Raw genomic sequence first — 14,079 nt, 5'->3', positions numbered from 1 at the left:
GAAGCGATTCCTTTATCGATGGTAGGACTCTAACCCAAAACCCGCCAAGCGATAAGCGCCGCTCTACCTTGACACCCTATCCTGAGGCCCTATCGTGACGCCCTCAACGCTCACTCATACTTTCCTACGATCAATGGGTAAGCTCGCTTGCACGCTTGGCGTGCTAGGCTCCCACAAACCGTGATCCGAGAACCCCATCGCATGCCATTTTCCTTCGCGCTCCCGCGCCCTCGGCGATTGCACCGACTGACGCTCGCAACGACTGGCCCACGAGTGTTTGCCTTTCTTCATGCGTTTGGCCTCACGGTGTGGATTGCGCAGGTGGAGGGAACACAGTGGCAGCTGGTACTGCCCGGCGTCATGCTGCTGATTTGGCCGGGGATCGCCTACTGGCATGCCACGCTTGCCAAAAACACCAAACGTGCCGAGTTCAATAACCTGCTTTTCGATACGCTGTTGTTTGGCCTCTGGTGCAGCGTGCTGGATTTCTATGTGCTGGGTACCATCACGCTGGCGCTGGCCTGCCTAATGAACAACCTCGTGGTAGGCGGGCCACGCCGCATGCTGCTCTCGGCGCTGGTTTTTACCTTTTCAGCGCTGGTCGGCGCGCTGGTCACCGGCCCGGACTTTCGGCCCTACGTCAATGTCCGGGTCGACATCTATCAATGGGCGGGCGCCGTGGGCTATTTCATGGTGATGGGCCGCGTCACCTACCAGCAAAATCGTCAGATAGGCCGCAACATGCGCGCCATCGAAATGCAGAATCGCCTCTTTCAAACCCTGCTCGACTTGACCCTGCTCAGTCATCACACGACAACGATTGACGCCTTGCTCGATCAATTTCTCGATCACTTGCGCACCCATTTCCCGGACTACGGGTTCGCCGTGATCCTTCATGAGCGCGCGCGGCCGGCTACCGATTCGTTCGCGGCCACCGCAAACTTGACGGCCGACGATCGAAAGCAGCTAACGACCCTGACCGAGAACCTTTCGGCAGAAAAAACAGGCCGAGCCATCGTTCGCCAACGCGGTGATGGCGCCACGCTCTATCTCACGCCCATGGATCACCACTCCGGCCTTTACCTGGGCTGGCTCATCGTCAAGGCCCCCGAGGAGAACAGCGGGCTCGAGCAGATTTTGCCGCTGTTCGCCGACCAACTGGCCGGCGCCACCGAAAACAAGCTGCTTCAGCTCGAGCTCACCCGGCTTGCCGAACGCGATGCCCTCACAAACCTCTACAATCGCGGCTTTTTCGATTCGGCGCTGCACGCCTGTATCGCCAACAAGGAACGCTTGTCCGGCGCCGACTTTGCCGTGATCGTGATGGATATCGACCGCCTGAAAGAGGCAAACGACCGCTATGGCCACGAGGCAGGCGACGCGCTGATTACCTGCGTTGCCCAGCATCTGCAGGCGTGCACCCGAGAGAGCGACATCCTCGCTCGTTACGGTGGCGATGAGTTTACGTTCTTGCTGCCAGCGACAAACCTCGACGCGGCTCAAGCGTTGCTCGAGCGCATTCGCGCTCACCTCGTTGACCAATACTGCGTGATCAACCTTCCCACCGGGCCGCATCGCCTCGCCCTCGGGCTTAGCCTGGGGTGCGCCTGTTCAAGTGAAGTCGCCTCTCAGGAAGTACTGGCGATGGCCGACGAACGTATGTATGACGATAAGCGCTCGAACCGAGAGCGCCATGATGATTGATACGCCATCGGTTGGGCACTAGTGAACGCCGGGTTTACGGTGTCAAGAGCGCGACGCGTTTTACTCGTTACCAAAAGGGCCGGCTGAACCGCCGGCCGGGCGCTGCCCCCAAAGATCGGCATGCACGAGCGACTCGATCGGCAGTCTGGAGCGCCAGCCCTTCGCCTCCAGCTCCGGCTTTTCCAGAAACTCGCTGACGTAGCCAAGGCATAGATAGGCCAGCGGATAGACATACTCGGGCAGGCCCAGTACGCCGCCAAGCTCGATGGGGTCGATGATGCTCACCCAGCCAACGCCAATACCCTCGGCCCGGGCGGCGAGCCACAGGTTCTGCACCGCCAGACAGGTGCTGAACAGATCGGTGTCGATCACGCTATCGCGGCCCAGCACATGGTTACCGCCACGGCGACGATCGCAGGTGATGCACACATTGAGCGGGCTTTCGAGAATGCCCTGCAGCTTCAGGCTGCGATAAAGCGCCTGGCGCTCGCCGGAAAAGCGCTCGGCGCCTGCCGCGTTGGCCGCATCGAACAGCGCGAGCACGTTCTCGCGCACCTCACGGCTTTCGATAACGATGAAATCCCAGGGCTGCATGAAGCCCACCGACGGCGCGTGGTGAGCCGCTTCCAATAAGCGTGTGAGCACGGCATCCGGGATCGGGTCGGGCAGAAACTGTGCGCGAACGTCGCGGCGCTCGAAAATGGCGCGGTAGACCCCGGCGCGCTCGGCCTCACTAAAGCGGTGGCGTGAGTCGCTCATGGGGCAGGCTTGATCATCTCGATGTGCATGATGCCATCCTCGTCGAACGGCTCGCTGACCGTTTCGAAACCGAGCGAGGCATAAAAGCCCTCGAGATGCGCCTGGGCGCCGATGCGAATGCCGCGCCCCGGGTAGGTAGCTTCAGTAAAGCGAATCGCTTCCGTCATCAGGGCACGCCCCAGCGCCTGTCCGCGAAAGGCCCGAACCGTCATTACCCGGCCAATGGAAGGCTCATCGAACTTCTCTTCCGGCCCGACCACACGAACGTAGGCCGCAAGCGCGCCATCGACGGTCGCGCGCAGGTGCCAGGCCAACGGGTCGAGCGCGTCCACTTCCTGGTAGGCGCAGGCCTGCTCGACCACGAACACCGCCTCGCGGGCGCGGGCGATCTCGTGGAAATCCCGGGCGCTGAGCTCATCGATGCGTGCCCAGTTGAAGTGTAGCGACATAACGTCTGGTCCTTTCAGTCACGGCGTTCAAAGCCCGGGAGTATAGCGCGAACTCGCTACTCCCCAAACGGCCCTGCCGTCTGGCGCTACTGGCGATCATCACATGAGCCGCCCGTGGTTGCCTCTCCAGCGCTCTGTCAATTAACATCAATTATCATTAACGTTGATGTCTCTGCCTCAGCCGTGGATGGATCATGTCGAATCGTTTTCTGCTCAAGCGTTTGCGCGCCGTCGCTGCGTTTCTCTTCGTCAGCGTTTTATGGAGTACCGTCACCGTGGCACAGCAGCGCGACCCGGCCCAGACGATCGGGCACACCGTTTTCGACGAGCCCGAAGGTGCCTATCGCTTCGAGCGCTTCACGGTCGAGAATACCGACTCCCAAACGCGCTATCGCGTCACCCTGGGCATTCCCGCAGCCAGCGCACCGGCATCAAACTACCCCGCCTTTTGGATGCTCGATGGCAACGCCGCGCTGATGGAATTCGATGCCGCCCTGCTCGACGCACTCGGTGAGCGCCCGGCGCCGCCAGTGCTGGTGTTCGTGGGTTACGATAACGACCTGCGCATCGACCGCCGACGTGTACACGACTACACCTTCATTGAGGACGGCGACCAGGGCGGCGGCGCCAACGCCCTGCTGGAGGTCATCGAGGAGCGCATTCGCCCGATCATCGCGCAGTATGCAACGACCGACCCACAGCAGCAGACGCTATGGGGCCACTCCCTGGGCGGGCTTTTCACCCTGACGACGCTGTTCACCCGCCCTGACGCTTTCGACACCTACGCCGCGGGCAGCCCGTCGCTATGGTGGGCCGAAGGCGCGCTTCTCGATGGCCCGGAGCAGGCCTTCATCGCCAATCACGAAGACGCCTCGGCCCGGGTGCTGCTAAGCCTGGGCGGCGACGAGCGCCGCCGCGACACCTCTCACCGCGACCTGAACGACCCGCGCGTACGCGAGCACCTGCGTCGCGTGACCAGCGTGCCCGCAGATACCGTCGAAACGCTGGCCGAGCGCCTCGACGCTCTGGCCGGCGTCACGGCCACCTACCGCGAATTTAACGGCATGAATCACGGCCAGACCTTTCGCGCCTCCCTGATGGATGCGCTGGCCGAAGTAACCGGGGTGAACGATGTCGATGCCGTTCGCGCGTCTGCTCGAGAGCCCTCGCGCTGACTCGACTACTCCCGGTATTACCGATGACGACACGTACTCACCCCAAGCGCCAGCGCAGTGGCGATGTCTCCTTGAGCACGCCCTGCTCGTTCCAATCCCCCCAACCCGCGAAGGGAATGGTTGCCTCATTTGAAAGACCCGGCAAGCGCTCTGCCCAGCGCCGCTTACAGCCTTCCAGGTGCTCGCGCAACGCTGCCTTGCCTTGATACTCAATTCCACCACCCTGTACCCCGTAGCTCACTTGGGGTGCCAGCACGTCAAATCCAACGTAATAAAGTGAGGCGTGCATCGGCCAGAGCCACGCCGCCATGTCCCCGGCCCGGCCGAAAGGCTGGAAGGCAGGCTCCGGCGAGCCCGCTGTTACGCAAAGCAACGCGCGTTTGCCTTGAAAATACCCCTGGTCATAGCGCATGCGACTGGTGTAGCGGCCGCCGTAGACCATCACCCGATCGAACCAGCCTTTCAGGATGGCGGGCTGAGCGTGCCACCAGAGCGGGAAGTGAAAAACTACCAGCTCCGCCCACTCAAGCCGTGCAAGCTCACGGGTTATCTCCTTGGGAAGCGCCTGCCGGTCGTGATGGGCGCGCTGTTCGTCGAGCGGCGCGAAAGGCTCGCCGCTGCCACGCGACGCATAGTGCTCGGCGCGTTCGACCGGGTCGAAACGTTCCTGGTAGAGGTCGCCCACCTCGACTTGATGCCCAATGGCCTTGAGTCGGCTGACGGTAATATCGACTAGCGCGCCGTTGAACGAGCGCGGCTCCGGATGCGCCGAAATGATCAGTACGTTCATGCTCAAGCTTTCCTGTCACGATGAGAAATGACAGGCTACTCTGTTCATATTTGCTTCAATATTCCCTAAAAATGCCAACTGGATTTTCATGAATGCACAGACAGTGAAATGGGATGACCTGCAGATCGTGCTCGCGATCGCCCAAGCGGGCTCGCTCTCCGGCGCCAGCCGGCAGCTTCGTATCAGCCATGCTACGGTGTTTCGCCGGCTCAACGCCCTCGAGCGGCGCTTGGCGGTGACGCTGTTCGAACGTCACCGCCAAGGCTACACGCCGACGCCTTCCGGGGAGGACATGGCCGCCACCGCCGAGCGCGTACAGCGTGAGATCCACGGTGCAGAGCGGCGGCTGGCCGGACAGGACATAGCACTTACGGGCAGCCTTCGCATCACCACCACGGACACGTTGTTCACCGGGCTCTTGAGTCCGGTGCTCACCACGTTCCGCCAGCGCTATCCAGCGATTGAGCTGGAAGTGGCTCTCTCCAACCAGCGCCACAGCCTGTCGCGCCGGGAGGCAGATATCGCCCTGCGCCCGACCCACGCGCCGCCAGACACCCTAGTGGGCCGCTATTTGGGTGATATCGCTCTAGCGGTCTATGGGCCAGGCGAGTACTGGGAAGACGTTCACCGCCACGTCCCATTAAAGACGCTATCGAATCAGGCCTGGATAGCACCGGACGCGCACCTGGGCGATGCCATCCTTGAGGCTTGGATGGCGGATAAACGTGCCGCCTACAGAGTAGATAGCCTACTCGGCATACAGGTAGCGATACGCGACGGTGCCGGCATCGGAGTGCTGCCCTGCTACCTGGGCGAGAGTGATGAGGCTCTTACGCGCCTGACAACGCCGATAGGGGCTCTAGCGACGCCGCTTTGGCTACTCACCCACCCCGACCTTCGCCGGGTGGCGCGGGTGCGTGCCTTTATGGATACGGTGAGCGAGGCGCTGTGCCCGCGACTCGAACACGCCTGCAAAAGCGCGAAGACATGAAAGCGCTTCAACCGGAATGGAACCGCGTCCAGCCCCAAAGCAGCAGTAGCGCGAAGACGATCCAGACCAGAGTGGCGGCGGTCAGCGTGCCGGTCAGGTCGAATCGGTAGCTGGCGTAGTAGATCGCGGCGAGATAGGCCGCGTAGGGAATCAGCGAGCAGAGCCCGAACAGCGCCGTGGTGCGAAGATCCGCCATGCCGCGCTCGCTACCCACGATGTAGTGCGCGATCAGCGCGAAGGTGGGAAACAGCGGTACCAGCCCGGCAATAAAAAAGCTCCTGGTGCGCGACAAAAGCGCAATGAGCAGCACCGCCAGCGCCCCGAGCAGACATTTCAATAAAAGCGCCATCGCGTGTTACCTCGCGTGTTCCTGGGAGCGCTGATCGAGACTTTCCAGCATCTGCTTGAGCAGCGCATCGAGTTCGGCTCGCTGCGCCTCACTCAGCCCGCTCACCAATGCCTGCTGCGTTTCGACGTGGGCGGTCACGGCGTCGTCGATCAGCGCAAAGCCTGCCTTCGAGAGCGAAATCAGAAAGCCGCGCCCGTCCTCGGGATTTTTCACCCGCTCGATGAGCCCGGCTTTTTCGAGCTGCTGTAGGCGGTGGGTCATGGTGCCGGAGGTCACCATGGTAGAGGCCATCAAGGCGCTTGGCGACAGCGCGAAGGGCGGGCCTTCGCGCCGGAGCGTGGCGAGCACGTCAAAGCTCGACTCGCTCAGCCCAAACGGCTCCCAGGTATGCTCCATGGCACGCATCAGCACCTGGTTGAGCCGCTTGAGGCGGCCAAGCGTGCCCATCGGCGCCACGTTCAGCTCCGGACGCTGGCGCTGCCACTGCAGAAGTATTTTATCGACATGATCCATAGCGTCGAGCTTACGACTTTTTACCTTGACGTCAAGATAAAAAGTCGAATACCTTGATATCAAGATACTTGAACAGGAAGTCGTCATGCCGCCCGTCCGCCGCGTTTTTAACGATAAGGCCTTCGCCTCAAGGCGTCTCGCCCCGCTTCTCTATCTGCTCGCCGGTGGGGCACTGCTGGGCCTTTCCACCAACCTGGCCAAGCAGGCCGGCGAAATGGCGCTGTCGCCGCTGGCGTTTCTGTTCTGGTCGCTGGCCGGGGCGGCGCTGATTCTGCTGGCGCTGGCCGCCGGGCGGGGCCGGCTGCCGCCGGTCAACGCCCGCACGCTCGAGTACTACACGGTGTCGGCGCTGGTCGGCGTGGCGGGCTCCAACCTGCTGTTCTTCTCGGCCATTGCCCATATCGGTGCCGGTTTCGTGGCGCTAATCATCACCCTGCCGCCGCTTTTGACCTATCTCGGCGCGCTGGCGCTGAAGATCGAGCGTTTTCAGCCAAGCCGCGGCCTGGGCGTGCTCACCGCGCTCGCCGGGGCACTCATTCTCGCCGCGCACAAGATCGCCGCCCCGCAGGCCGACGTTCACTGGATATTGCTTTCACTACTCGGCCCGGTGCTGCTGGCGATTGGCAATCTTTACCGCACGCTGCGCTGGCCGCCAGGCGTTGCCGGCGAAACCCTGGCGCCGGGCATGCTGGTGGCCGCGGTGGTGCTTTTGCTGGGCGTGAGCTTGCTGCCCGACTTTTCGCTTGCGGTGCCCCAGCTTCGCCTCGAATTGATCTCACTGATCGGCCTGCAGGCGGTGGTTTTTGCCGGGCAGTTCCTGCTGCTCTTTTTACTACAGAAAAGCGGCGGCCCGGTGCTTCTGAGCCTGCTGGGGTCGGTAGGGGCACTGTTCGGCGTGCCGGTGGCGATATTCATACAGGGCGAAAGCGCCCCGGAGGGGTTGCTCCTGGGCGGGCTTTTGATCGCCATCGGGATCGCCCTGCTCAACCTGGACAAGGTTCGCCAGAAAACCTGAGGCGTTGATCAGAAGGGCGCATTCAAAACGCCTAGTCGAGCCGCTTTTCCATCGTGTGAGCGCCGGCCTCGGTGGTGACGACGCCAAACCCCAGCCGGCGATAAAGTGCCACCGCCGGATTGAGAGTGAAAACCCGCAATCGCAGCGTAGCGCTACCGGCCCGGCGGGCCCGGGTTTCGGCAAAGCCGATGGCGGCGGTGCCCAGCCCCTGGCTTCGCCATGCCGAGGCGATTTGCAGCTCACGGATAGTACAGGCGTTCGAAGCAGGATCGAGGCACAAAAGCCCTACCGGGGAACCCTCTACCAGAAGCTGATAGCTTTCCATCTCGCGCCACTGACGCGCGAACAGGGCATCATCCCAGTGCATACCCAGCGCATCGAAATAGCCGGCCATGTTGCGCCGAATGAGATCGGCGGCGAACGCTTTGTCGCTGGTTCGTCGAAAGTACGGTGTCATTCCGATATTTCCAAAACGTTTTGTCGACTTAGGTACGCGGCTTTCACGCGGTGATTGGCTACAACAACCTGATGAAACCTCAAGCGCGACTACGTTATAATGAGTGCTACGAATCAAGGAGGCCCCATGCAAACACTCTCCTGGGAAACCAAGCGGCGTTATAACGCTGAAGTCCGGCGCACCAACTATCAGTCCAGCATGGCGCTCGAAGGCATTACGGTCGACCCTCGCACGTCGCGGCTTACCAAAGCCGACGTGATCGCCAAATATACGAAAACTCAAAAACGCTGATGGATAAGTACGGTACCGGTCAGGATCCCTACTGTTACCCTGGTACTGACGTATTAAGAAACAAGTTGAATATCGATGAGGTGGCCACGCTCGAAGAAGCCGAACGCGACCTATCGATGATCAACGCCGCCAGTATTGAGCTCGAACCACCGCCTTTTGACCTCGCCTATCTGCAGCGCCTGCATTCTCGACTTTTTGATGATCTTTATGACTAGGCAGGAGAGCTGAGGTCCATCGATATTGCAAAGGGAGACACGCGCTTCTGTCACGTTCCTTTTATAGCGCCCGAATCCGAAAAACTCTTCAGGAAACTGGCAGCGCAAGCGTACTTCACTCAACTGGATAAGAGCGCTCTCGTGGCTGCCTGCGCCGAACTGTACGGGGATTTGAATGCCATTCACCCTTTTCGCGAAGGTAACGGACGTACTCAGCGGCTCTTTTTCGAGCATCTGATTATCAACTGTGGTTACCGTATTTCCTGGGCAGGTGTCGAACGAGCGACATGGATAAAGGCAAATATCGCGGCCATGGCGTGCGAGTACGAGGCCCTGGCCGCAATATTCGAAAGCTGTATCGGGCCGCCGCTTCAGGATTGATACGCAAGCGTTTTCCTTTACTTCCTCTACCCCAGCTGAAACGGATACACCGATCCCATTTCGAGCAGTTTTGTAAGCTCATCGAGGGCGGCGAGCGACTCGCGAGCAAGCTGCGGGTCGGCCAGATCCTTTGGTGCCAGCCGGTCGCGGTAGTGGCGCTCGACCCAAGCGGTGAGATCCTCGAACAGCGCCGGCGTGAGCAGCGCCCGCGCCTTGATGGCCTCGCGCTCGGCGCTCGAGAGCGCCACCCGCAGGCGCAGGCAGGCGGGGCCGCCGCCGTTTTGCATGCTCTGCTTGACGTCCTTGACGAGCACTTCACTAATCGGGTTGTAGCCCGCGAGAATCAGATCCTGGATCACGCGCCACACCGTGTCGTTCTCCTGACACTCGCCAGGTACCACCAGCGTCATGCTGCCGTCCGGATTGGAAAGAAGCTGCGAGTTGAAGAGATACGAGCCGACGGCGTCGTCAAGACTGATCGCCTCGACCGGCACGCGCACCGGGATCAGGGGCGTGGCCATTTTGGCGCGCAGCGCCTCCAGCGTGCCCTCCTCGTCCAGAAAGGCCAGCTCGTGGTAGAGCAGCACCGGGCCGTTGCCCACGGCGATTACGTCGTTGTGGAACACGCCGGCGTCGATCGCGTCCGGATGCTGCTGGGCGAACACGGTTTGGGCATCGGTAAGCCCGTGCTGACGCGCCACGGCCTGACTCGCCTCCAGCGTTTGCCGGGCCGGATACCGGCGGGGCTCGCGCTCACCGCCAAACGCTTTTCGTCCGTAAACGAACAGGTGCACGCCGGGCTCACCGTGCGCGCCGCAAAGCCGGGTGTGGTTCGCCGCGCCTTCATCAGAAAACGCCGGCGTTGCCGGCAGCGCAGGGTGATGGGCGAAGTGGCGCTCGTCATGAAAGATGGCCTGCAAAACACGGCCGGTGGTGGCGGGCTCGAGAAAGCGGTGGAAGCTCGACTGCAGGTTGGCCGGGGTGAACTGCACGCGACCATCCGGCGCATCGACGCCCGGGGTGACCGTGGCGGCGTTGGCGGTCCACATGCTGGACGCCGAGCACACCGCGCGCAGAAGCTGCGGCGCCTGGTCGGCGGCGCTTGCCAGCACGCGTTCGTCACTGCCGGTAAAGCCGAGCTTTCGCAGTGCGCCGAGGTCCGGGCGCTGCTGGGGGGGAAGCACGCCCTGAGCGTAGCCCGCCTCCATCAGCGATTTCATCTTCAAAAGCCCTTGCAGCGCGCCCTCTTTCGGGTTGGCAGTGAGCCCTCCGTGGCGCTGGGAGGCCAGATTACCGGCGGCCAGGCCCGCGTAGTTGTGCGTCGGGCCGACGAGGCCGTCGAAGTTGACCTCCTGAACGCTTTCATCCACGCGGCTCATAGCGTAATACCCGGCGGCAGCGTTTCCGGCATCTCCAGCGACTCGGCCTCCATCGAGGCGACCGGGTAGGCGCAGTAGTCCGCGGCGTAAAAGGCGCTCGGGCGGTGGTTGCCGCTGTCGCCCACGCCGCCGAAGGGCGCATCGCCCGAGGCACCAGTGGTCTGGCGGTTCCAGTTGACGATGCCGGCGCGAATGCGCAGCAGAAAATCGTCCCAATCGGTTGGGTCGCCGCCGATCAGCCCAGCGGAAAGCCCGTAGCGGGTGTCGTTGGCAAGCGCGAGCGCCTCGTCCCAACTATCAAAGCGGTGAATCTTCAAAAGCGGGCCGAAGTGCTCCTCGTCGGGTACTTTCAGCCCGGTCACGTCGATCAGCGCGGGGCTCACAAGGCTCGTACCCTCTTCAAGGCGCTGCATGCGATTGAGCACCCGCCCACCCTGCGCCTCCAGCGCGTCCTGGGCTTTTAGCAGGCCGTCGGCGGCGGCCGGACTTACGAGCCCGCCATAGAACGGCGCCGGGTTCTCCTCGAACTGCCCGGCCACGTGAAGCGTTTCGATGGCCTTCGAGAGCGCTTCGATCAGCCGGTCGCCGGCCTCGCCGTTGGGCACGATCAGCCGCCGGGCGCAGGTACAGCGCTGGCCGCCGGAGAGAAACGCCGACTGCAAAATGGTCAGCACGGCGGCGCGCTCATCCGACACCTCCTTGACCACCAGCGGGTTGTTGCCGCCAAGCTCGAGCGCAAGGATCTTGTCGAGCTGCCCGGCGAATTGCTGGTGCAGCATCCCCCCGACCTTTGCGCTTCCGGTGAATAGCAGCCCGTCGATGCGCCCATCACCGGCCAGTGCCTGGCCGACCTCGACACCGCCCTGCACCAGGTTGATCACGCCCTCCGGCAGACCCGCCTCTTGCCAGCACTGCAGCGTTAGATCCGCGGTGAGCGGGGTCTGATCGCTGGGCTTGAAGACCACGGCATTGCCTGCCAGAAGCGCCGGCACGATGTGGCCGTTGGGCAGGTGGCCGGGGAAGTTGTAGGGGCCGAACACGGCCATCACGCCGTGGGGGCGGTGGCGCAGTACGGCCTTCGCACTGCCCACCTCTTTTTCGCGCTGGCCAGTGCGCTCGTCATGCGCCCGGATCGAGAGCGCCACCTTGCCGACCATGGCGCCGGCTTCGGTGCGCGCCTCCCAAAGCGGCTTGCCGGTTTCCGAGGCGATGGCCCAGGCAAGCTCTTCGCTTCTCTGTTTGAGCACCTCGGCGAAGCGCTCGACCAGCGCCAGGCGCTGCTCAAACGGCGTGCGCGCCCAAGCGTTGAACGCCGCGCGCGCCGACTCGACGGCCTGGCCGACCTGGGCGGGGCTTGCGGCCTCGCCCTGCCAAAGCGCCTGCCCGCCGACCGGGTCCGTTTTGCTAAAGCGCGCGCCTTCGCCCACACGCCAGCGGCCGTCGATCAGCTGCTGCATCTTTGCGCTTAAGGGTTGTGCGGTCATGACGCCTCCTGAGTGTCGAGTAGTCTGAGCGTGTCGCCGGCGCCGACATCCAGCCGCCGCGCTTCCTCTTCGCTGAGCAAGATCGTGCCGTTATCATCCGGGCCGCGGCCGAGCCAGGCGGCCCGAAACGCGCCGATCGTGGTGGTGGCCGCCAGCCAGCGGCTGACGCTTTGGACGTTTGGGTCGCGCGAGATCTCTACCGAATGGACCTGGGAGGTGCGCACCGCCCGCACATCGTCGATATAGGCCTCCACGGTCGGGCCGCCGTCGAAAATATCGATGTAGCCCTCCCAGCGTAGCCCCTCTTTCTTGAGCATCTCGAGCGCCGGTCGCGTGTCGCGGTGAACCTGGCCGATACAGGCGCGCGCTTTCTCGGACATGAAGGTGGTGTAGATGGGGAATTTCGGCATCAGCTCGCCGATGAAGCTTTTCTGGCCAAGCCCGGTGAGCCGGTCGGCCTCGTTGAAATCCATCGGGAAGAAGTGCTTGCCCAGGCTCTCCCAGAACGGGCTTTGGTGATGTTCGTCGAACACGCCGCGCATCTCCGCCAGCACCTTGTCCGGGAAGCGGTCACGGAACTCGGCGATGAACAGCCAGCGCGCCTTGGAGAGCAGCGCGCCGCAGCGCAAATGCCGGTTGGCCTCGCCGCGGTACTCCGGGCGCACGTAGAGCGAACACACCTCGGCGTCGCCGGTGTGGTCCGAGCTCAAGAAGAGCGTGTCGATGGTGCGGTGCAGATCGAGCTGCACGGACGAATGCGCCAGCGTCCCGAGCCGGTAGTGATAAAACGGCACCTCGCGGCCGACCTGACCTTCGATGGCGCAGCAGCCGGCAAGCTCACCGGTAGCGTCGTCTTCGAGCACGAAGAAGTAGAGCCGGTCATCGACCGGAGTGCGCTCCTCGAACGCGCTGACGGCGGTCTCGATCTTGCCGGCCAGAAACTCACGATTGTCCGGAAGCGAGGTAAAGCCGACGCCGGTTTGCTGCGCCAGCATCTGGAGACCATCGATATCGCCGCGGGCGATGGGTCGAATGCGCATTACATCTCTCCCTCGTCGAGAACGTCCTGGGCACCAGGTAGTGTCAGCGGCGCCACCAGCACCGCGCGGCCTTCCTCGACGCCAAGCCTTTCGGCGTGCTCGGGGCTGAGCATGAGCTGGCCGGTCGGCGAAAGCGCATAGCGCGCCACCAGGCAGCGAAACGCCGCGCTCTGGTTGGCGATGAGCGCAGGCTCGGCGTCCGGCAGGGTGTGTTCCGGGCGGATACGCACCGGATGCCAGCTGGCCTGGCGAAAGGTTTCCAGCCGCTCGCGCTCGGCCTTGACGATCGGGCCGGCATCGAAGATGTCGACGTGGCGCGAGCGCGCAAAGCCTTCTGCCAGCATCTCCTGCAGCGGGCCTTCGTGGGCCGGGTGCTCGCGGCCGATCGCCGCGCGGGCCTGGGGTGTGAGCAGCGGCAGATACAGCGGAAATTGAGGCATCACCTCGGCGATGAAGCTTTTCGAGCGCAGGCCGGCGATGTGGTTGATCTCCTGGAAGCTGCGCGCGAAGAAATGATTGCCCACGCTCTCCCAGAACGGCGACTGCTGCTGGCTATCGAGATAGCCCGGAAACGCCACCGCCAGAATGTTGGAGAAGCGCTCCGGGTACTGGGCGATGAACAAAAGCCGGGCGCGGCGCAGCAAACTCTCGGCGCTGGTGCCCTGATAGCGCGGGTTCAGCGAGAACGCGCATAGAAGCGTGGCATCCGACACCTCGTGAGAGAGCGCCAGGGTTTGCACTTCACGGCGCACGTTGAGCTGCTGGGAGGCGTGGATCAGCGTCTCCTGGCGATAGGTATAGTAGGCATCCGTCGCCCCGGCCTGGGCGCGAATGGTAGCGGTACCCAGCACCCGCTCGGCCTCGCGCTCGGCGCCGGTGTCCTCCAGCACGAACATGTAGTGTTCGTCGCCGGGAAACTCTGCCTCACGGGCAAACGCCTCGAGCGAGCGCGCGATACGCTCTTCAAGGCGCGCCCGGTTGGCCGGCAGGTTGGTTAGCCGTGGCACCGCGTTCTCGGCCAGCGCCATCAGCGCGTCGAGATCCGTCATCGCCACCGGGCGCACGATTCGCATACTCAGCCTCCCTG

17 protein-coding genes are annotated in these 14,079 nt (G+C 63.0%); 7 read left to right on the top strand and 10 right to left on the bottom strand.

Annotation, left to right across the window (positions count from 1 at the left end; all coding sequences use genetic code 11):
• Positions 1 to 321 precede the first annotated feature (321 nt).
• Complete coding sequence (locus RN346_RS05120; protein WP_311962345.1) at positions 322 to 1,704, top strand: diguanylate cyclase domain-containing protein; 1,383 nt, start codon at positions 322 to 324, stop codon at positions 1,702 to 1,704.
• A 60-nt stretch (positions 1,705 to 1,764) separates the two neighbouring features.
• On the opposite strand, the gene bluB is transcribed toward RN346_RS05120, so the two are convergent.
• Together bluB and RN346_RS05110 are read right to left on the bottom strand one after the other, a co-directional pair.
• On the bottom strand, positions 1,765 to 2,463 hold the full coding sequence (gene bluB, locus RN346_RS05115; protein ID WP_311962344.1) for a 5,6-dimethylbenzimidazole synthase: 699 nt from the start codon (positions 2,461 to 2,463) through the stop codon (positions 1,765 to 1,767).
• Positions 2,460 to 2,912, bottom strand: coding sequence for a GNAT family N-acetyltransferase (locus RN346_RS05110; RefSeq protein ID WP_311960383.1), 453 nt, complete (start codon positions 2,910 to 2,912; stop codon positions 2,460 to 2,462). Before RN346_RS05110 ends, bluB begins: the two co-directional genes overlap by 4 nt.
• A gap of 194 nt (positions 2,913 to 3,106) precedes the next feature.
• Between RN346_RS05110 and RN346_RS05105 the strand changes: the two genes are divergently transcribed.
• Complete coding sequence (locus RN346_RS05105; protein WP_311962343.1) at positions 3,107 to 4,087, top strand: alpha/beta hydrolase-fold protein; 981 nt, start codon at positions 3,107 to 3,109, stop codon at positions 4,085 to 4,087.
• Between the two features lie 37 nt (positions 4,088 to 4,124).
• Here RN346_RS05105 and RN346_RS05100 read toward each other — a convergent pair whose 3' ends face one another.
• Positions 4,125 to 4,877: an NAD(P)H-dependent oxidoreductase gene (locus tag RN346_RS05100; RefSeq protein WP_311962342.1), complete on the bottom strand. Its 753-nt coding sequence runs from the start codon at positions 4,875 to 4,877 to the stop codon at positions 4,125 to 4,127.
• Positions 4,878 to 4,965: 88 nt separating this feature from the next.
• Here RN346_RS05100 and RN346_RS05095 point away from each other — a divergent pair, with 88 nt between their 5' ends.
• Positions 4,966 to 5,868: a LysR family transcriptional regulator gene (locus RN346_RS05095; RefSeq protein ID WP_311962341.1), complete on the top strand. Its 903-nt coding sequence runs from the start codon at positions 4,966 to 4,968 to the stop codon at positions 5,866 to 5,868.
• Between the two features lie 7 nt (positions 5,869 to 5,875).
• Here RN346_RS05095 and RN346_RS05090 read toward each other — a convergent pair whose 3' ends face one another.
• Positions 5,876 to 6,217 carry a GlpM family protein gene (locus RN346_RS05090; RefSeq protein WP_263584693.1) on the bottom strand — a complete coding sequence of 114 codons (342 nt, stop codon included), beginning with the start codon at positions 6,215 to 6,217 and terminating at the stop codon, positions 5,876 to 5,878.
• Between the two features lie 6 nt (positions 6,218 to 6,223).
• Positions 6,224 to 6,730 carry a MarR family transcriptional regulator gene (locus RN346_RS05085; protein WP_311960378.1) on the bottom strand — a complete coding sequence of 169 codons (507 nt, stop codon included), beginning with the start codon at positions 6,728 to 6,730 and terminating at the stop codon, positions 6,224 to 6,226.
• 85 nt (positions 6,731 to 6,815) lie between these two features.
• On the opposite strand from RN346_RS05085, the gene RN346_RS05080 reads away from it, so the two are divergent.
• A complete protein-coding gene (locus tag RN346_RS05080) occupies positions 6,816 to 7,745 on the top strand; it encodes an EamA family transporter (RefSeq protein ID WP_311960377.1) in 930 nt (309 codons plus the stop codon).
• 31 nt (positions 7,746 to 7,776) lie between these two features.
• On the opposite strand, the gene RN346_RS05075 is transcribed toward RN346_RS05080, so the two are convergent.
• Positions 7,777 to 8,202, bottom strand: coding sequence for a GNAT family N-acetyltransferase (locus tag RN346_RS05075; protein WP_311960376.1), 426 nt, complete (start codon positions 8,200 to 8,202; stop codon positions 7,777 to 7,779).
• Between the two features lie 126 nt (positions 8,203 to 8,328).
• On the opposite strand from RN346_RS05075, the gene RN346_RS05070 reads away from it, so the two are divergent.
• The 3 genes from RN346_RS05070 (at position 8,329) to RN346_RS05060 (ending at position 9,089) form a co-directional block, all read left to right on the top strand.
• Positions 8,329 to 8,493, top strand: a complete 165-nt coding sequence (locus tag RN346_RS05070; RefSeq protein ID WP_263584697.1) for a YhfG family protein — start codon at positions 8,329 to 8,331, stop codon at positions 8,491 to 8,493.
• A 65-nt stretch (positions 8,494 to 8,558) separates the two neighbouring features.
• Entirely contained in the window at positions 8,559 to 8,708 is a 150-nt protein-coding gene (locus tag RN346_RS05065) for a hypothetical protein (RefSeq protein WP_311962340.1), read from the top strand.
• 9 nt (positions 8,709 to 8,717) lie between these two features.
• The gene (locus RN346_RS05060; protein WP_311962690.1) at positions 8,718 to 9,089 is read left to right on the top strand and encodes a Fic family protein; all 372 of its coding nucleotides are present in this window, start codon (positions 8,718 to 8,720) and stop codon (positions 9,087 to 9,089) included.
• A gap of 26 nt (positions 9,090 to 9,115) precedes the next feature.
• Here RN346_RS05060 and astB read toward each other — a convergent pair whose 3' ends face one another.
• The 4 genes from astB to RN346_RS05040 are packed head-to-tail and all read right to left on the bottom strand — an operon-like array spanning position 9,116 to position 14,065.
• The gene (gene astB, locus RN346_RS05055; protein ID WP_311962339.1) at positions 9,116 to 10,468 is read right to left on the bottom strand and encodes an N-succinylarginine dihydrolase; all 1,353 of its coding nucleotides are present in this window, start codon (positions 10,466 to 10,468) and stop codon (positions 9,116 to 9,118) included.
• Entirely contained in the window at positions 10,465 to 11,952 is a 1,488-nt protein-coding gene (gene astD, locus RN346_RS05050) for a succinylglutamate-semialdehyde dehydrogenase (protein ID WP_311960372.1), read from the bottom strand. The genes astB and astD overlap by 4 nt, the downstream gene beginning before the upstream one ends.
• Positions 11,949 to 12,992, bottom strand: a complete 1,044-nt coding sequence (astA, locus tag RN346_RS05045) for an arginine N-succinyltransferase (protein WP_263584701.1) — start codon at positions 12,990 to 12,992, stop codon at positions 11,949 to 11,951. The genes astD and astA overlap by 4 nt, the downstream gene beginning before the upstream one ends.
• The gene (locus tag RN346_RS05040) at positions 12,992 to 14,065 is read right to left on the bottom strand and encodes an arginine N-succinyltransferase (RefSeq protein ID WP_311960371.1); all 1,074 of its coding nucleotides are present in this window, start codon (positions 14,063 to 14,065) and stop codon (positions 12,992 to 12,994) included. The genes astA and RN346_RS05040 overlap by 1 nt, the downstream gene beginning before the upstream one ends.
• Between the last annotated feature and the right edge of the window lie 14 nt (positions 14,066 to 14,079).

The sequence above is a fragment of the Halomonas sp. PAMB 3232 genome, assembly GCF_031954225.1.
Lineage (GTDB): Bacteria > Pseudomonadota > Gammaproteobacteria > Pseudomonadales > Halomonadaceae > Vreelandella.
This window is presented reverse-complemented; position numbering and strand designations above follow the sequence as displayed.

What these genes read in the sequence shown, in the direction of transcription:
- bluB (WP_311962344.1), bottom strand. Translation starts at nt 2,463, where the DNA reads ATGAGCGACTCACGCCACCGCTTTAGTGAGGCCGAGCGCGCCGGGGTC.
- RN346_RS05110 (WP_311960383.1), bottom strand. Translation starts at nt 2,912, where the DNA reads ATGTCGCTACACTTCAACTGGGCACGCATCGATGAGCTCAGCGCCCGG.
- RN346_RS05105 (WP_311962343.1), top strand. Translation starts at nt 3,107, where the DNA reads ATGTCGAATCGTTTTCTGCTCAAGCGTTTGCGCGCCGTCGCTGCGTTT.
- RN346_RS05100 (WP_311962342.1), bottom strand. Translation starts at nt 4,877, where the DNA reads ATGAACGTACTGATCATTTCGGCGCATCCGGAGCCGCGCTCGTTCAAC.
- RN346_RS05095 (WP_311962341.1), top strand. Translation starts at nt 4,966, where the DNA reads ATGAATGCACAGACAGTGAAATGGGATGACCTGCAGATCGTGCTCGCG.
- RN346_RS05090 (WP_263584693.1), bottom strand. Translation starts at nt 6,217, where the DNA reads ATGGCGCTTTTATTGAAATGTCTGCTCGGGGCGCTGGCGGTGCTGCTC.
- RN346_RS05085 (WP_311960378.1), bottom strand. Translation starts at nt 6,730, where the DNA reads ATGGATCATGTCGATAAAATACTTCTGCAGTGGCAGCGCCAGCGTCCG.
- RN346_RS05080 (WP_311960377.1), top strand. Translation starts at nt 6,816, where the DNA reads ATGCCGCCCGTCCGCCGCGTTTTTAACGATAAGGCCTTCGCCTCAAGG.
- RN346_RS05075 (WP_311960376.1), bottom strand. Translation starts at nt 8,202, where the DNA reads ATGACACCGTACTTTCGACGAACCAGCGACAAAGCGTTCGCCGCCGAT.
- RN346_RS05070 (WP_263584697.1), top strand. Translation starts at nt 8,329, where the DNA reads ATGCAAACACTCTCCTGGGAAACCAAGCGGCGTTATAACGCTGAAGTC.
- astB (WP_311962339.1), bottom strand. Translation starts at nt 10,468, where the DNA reads ATGAGCCGCGTGGATGAAAGCGTTCAGGAGGTCAACTTCGACGGCCTC.
- astD (WP_311960372.1), bottom strand. Translation starts at nt 11,952, where the DNA reads ATGACCGCACAACCCTTAAGCGCAAAGATGCAGCAGCTGATCGACGGC.
- astA (WP_263584701.1), bottom strand. Translation starts at nt 12,992, where the DNA reads ATGCGCATTCGACCCATCGCCCGCGGCGATATCGATGGTCTCCAGATG.
- RN346_RS05040 (WP_311960371.1), bottom strand. Translation starts at nt 14,065, where the DNA reads ATGCGAATCGTGCGCCCGGTGGCGATGACGGATCTCGACGCGCTGATG.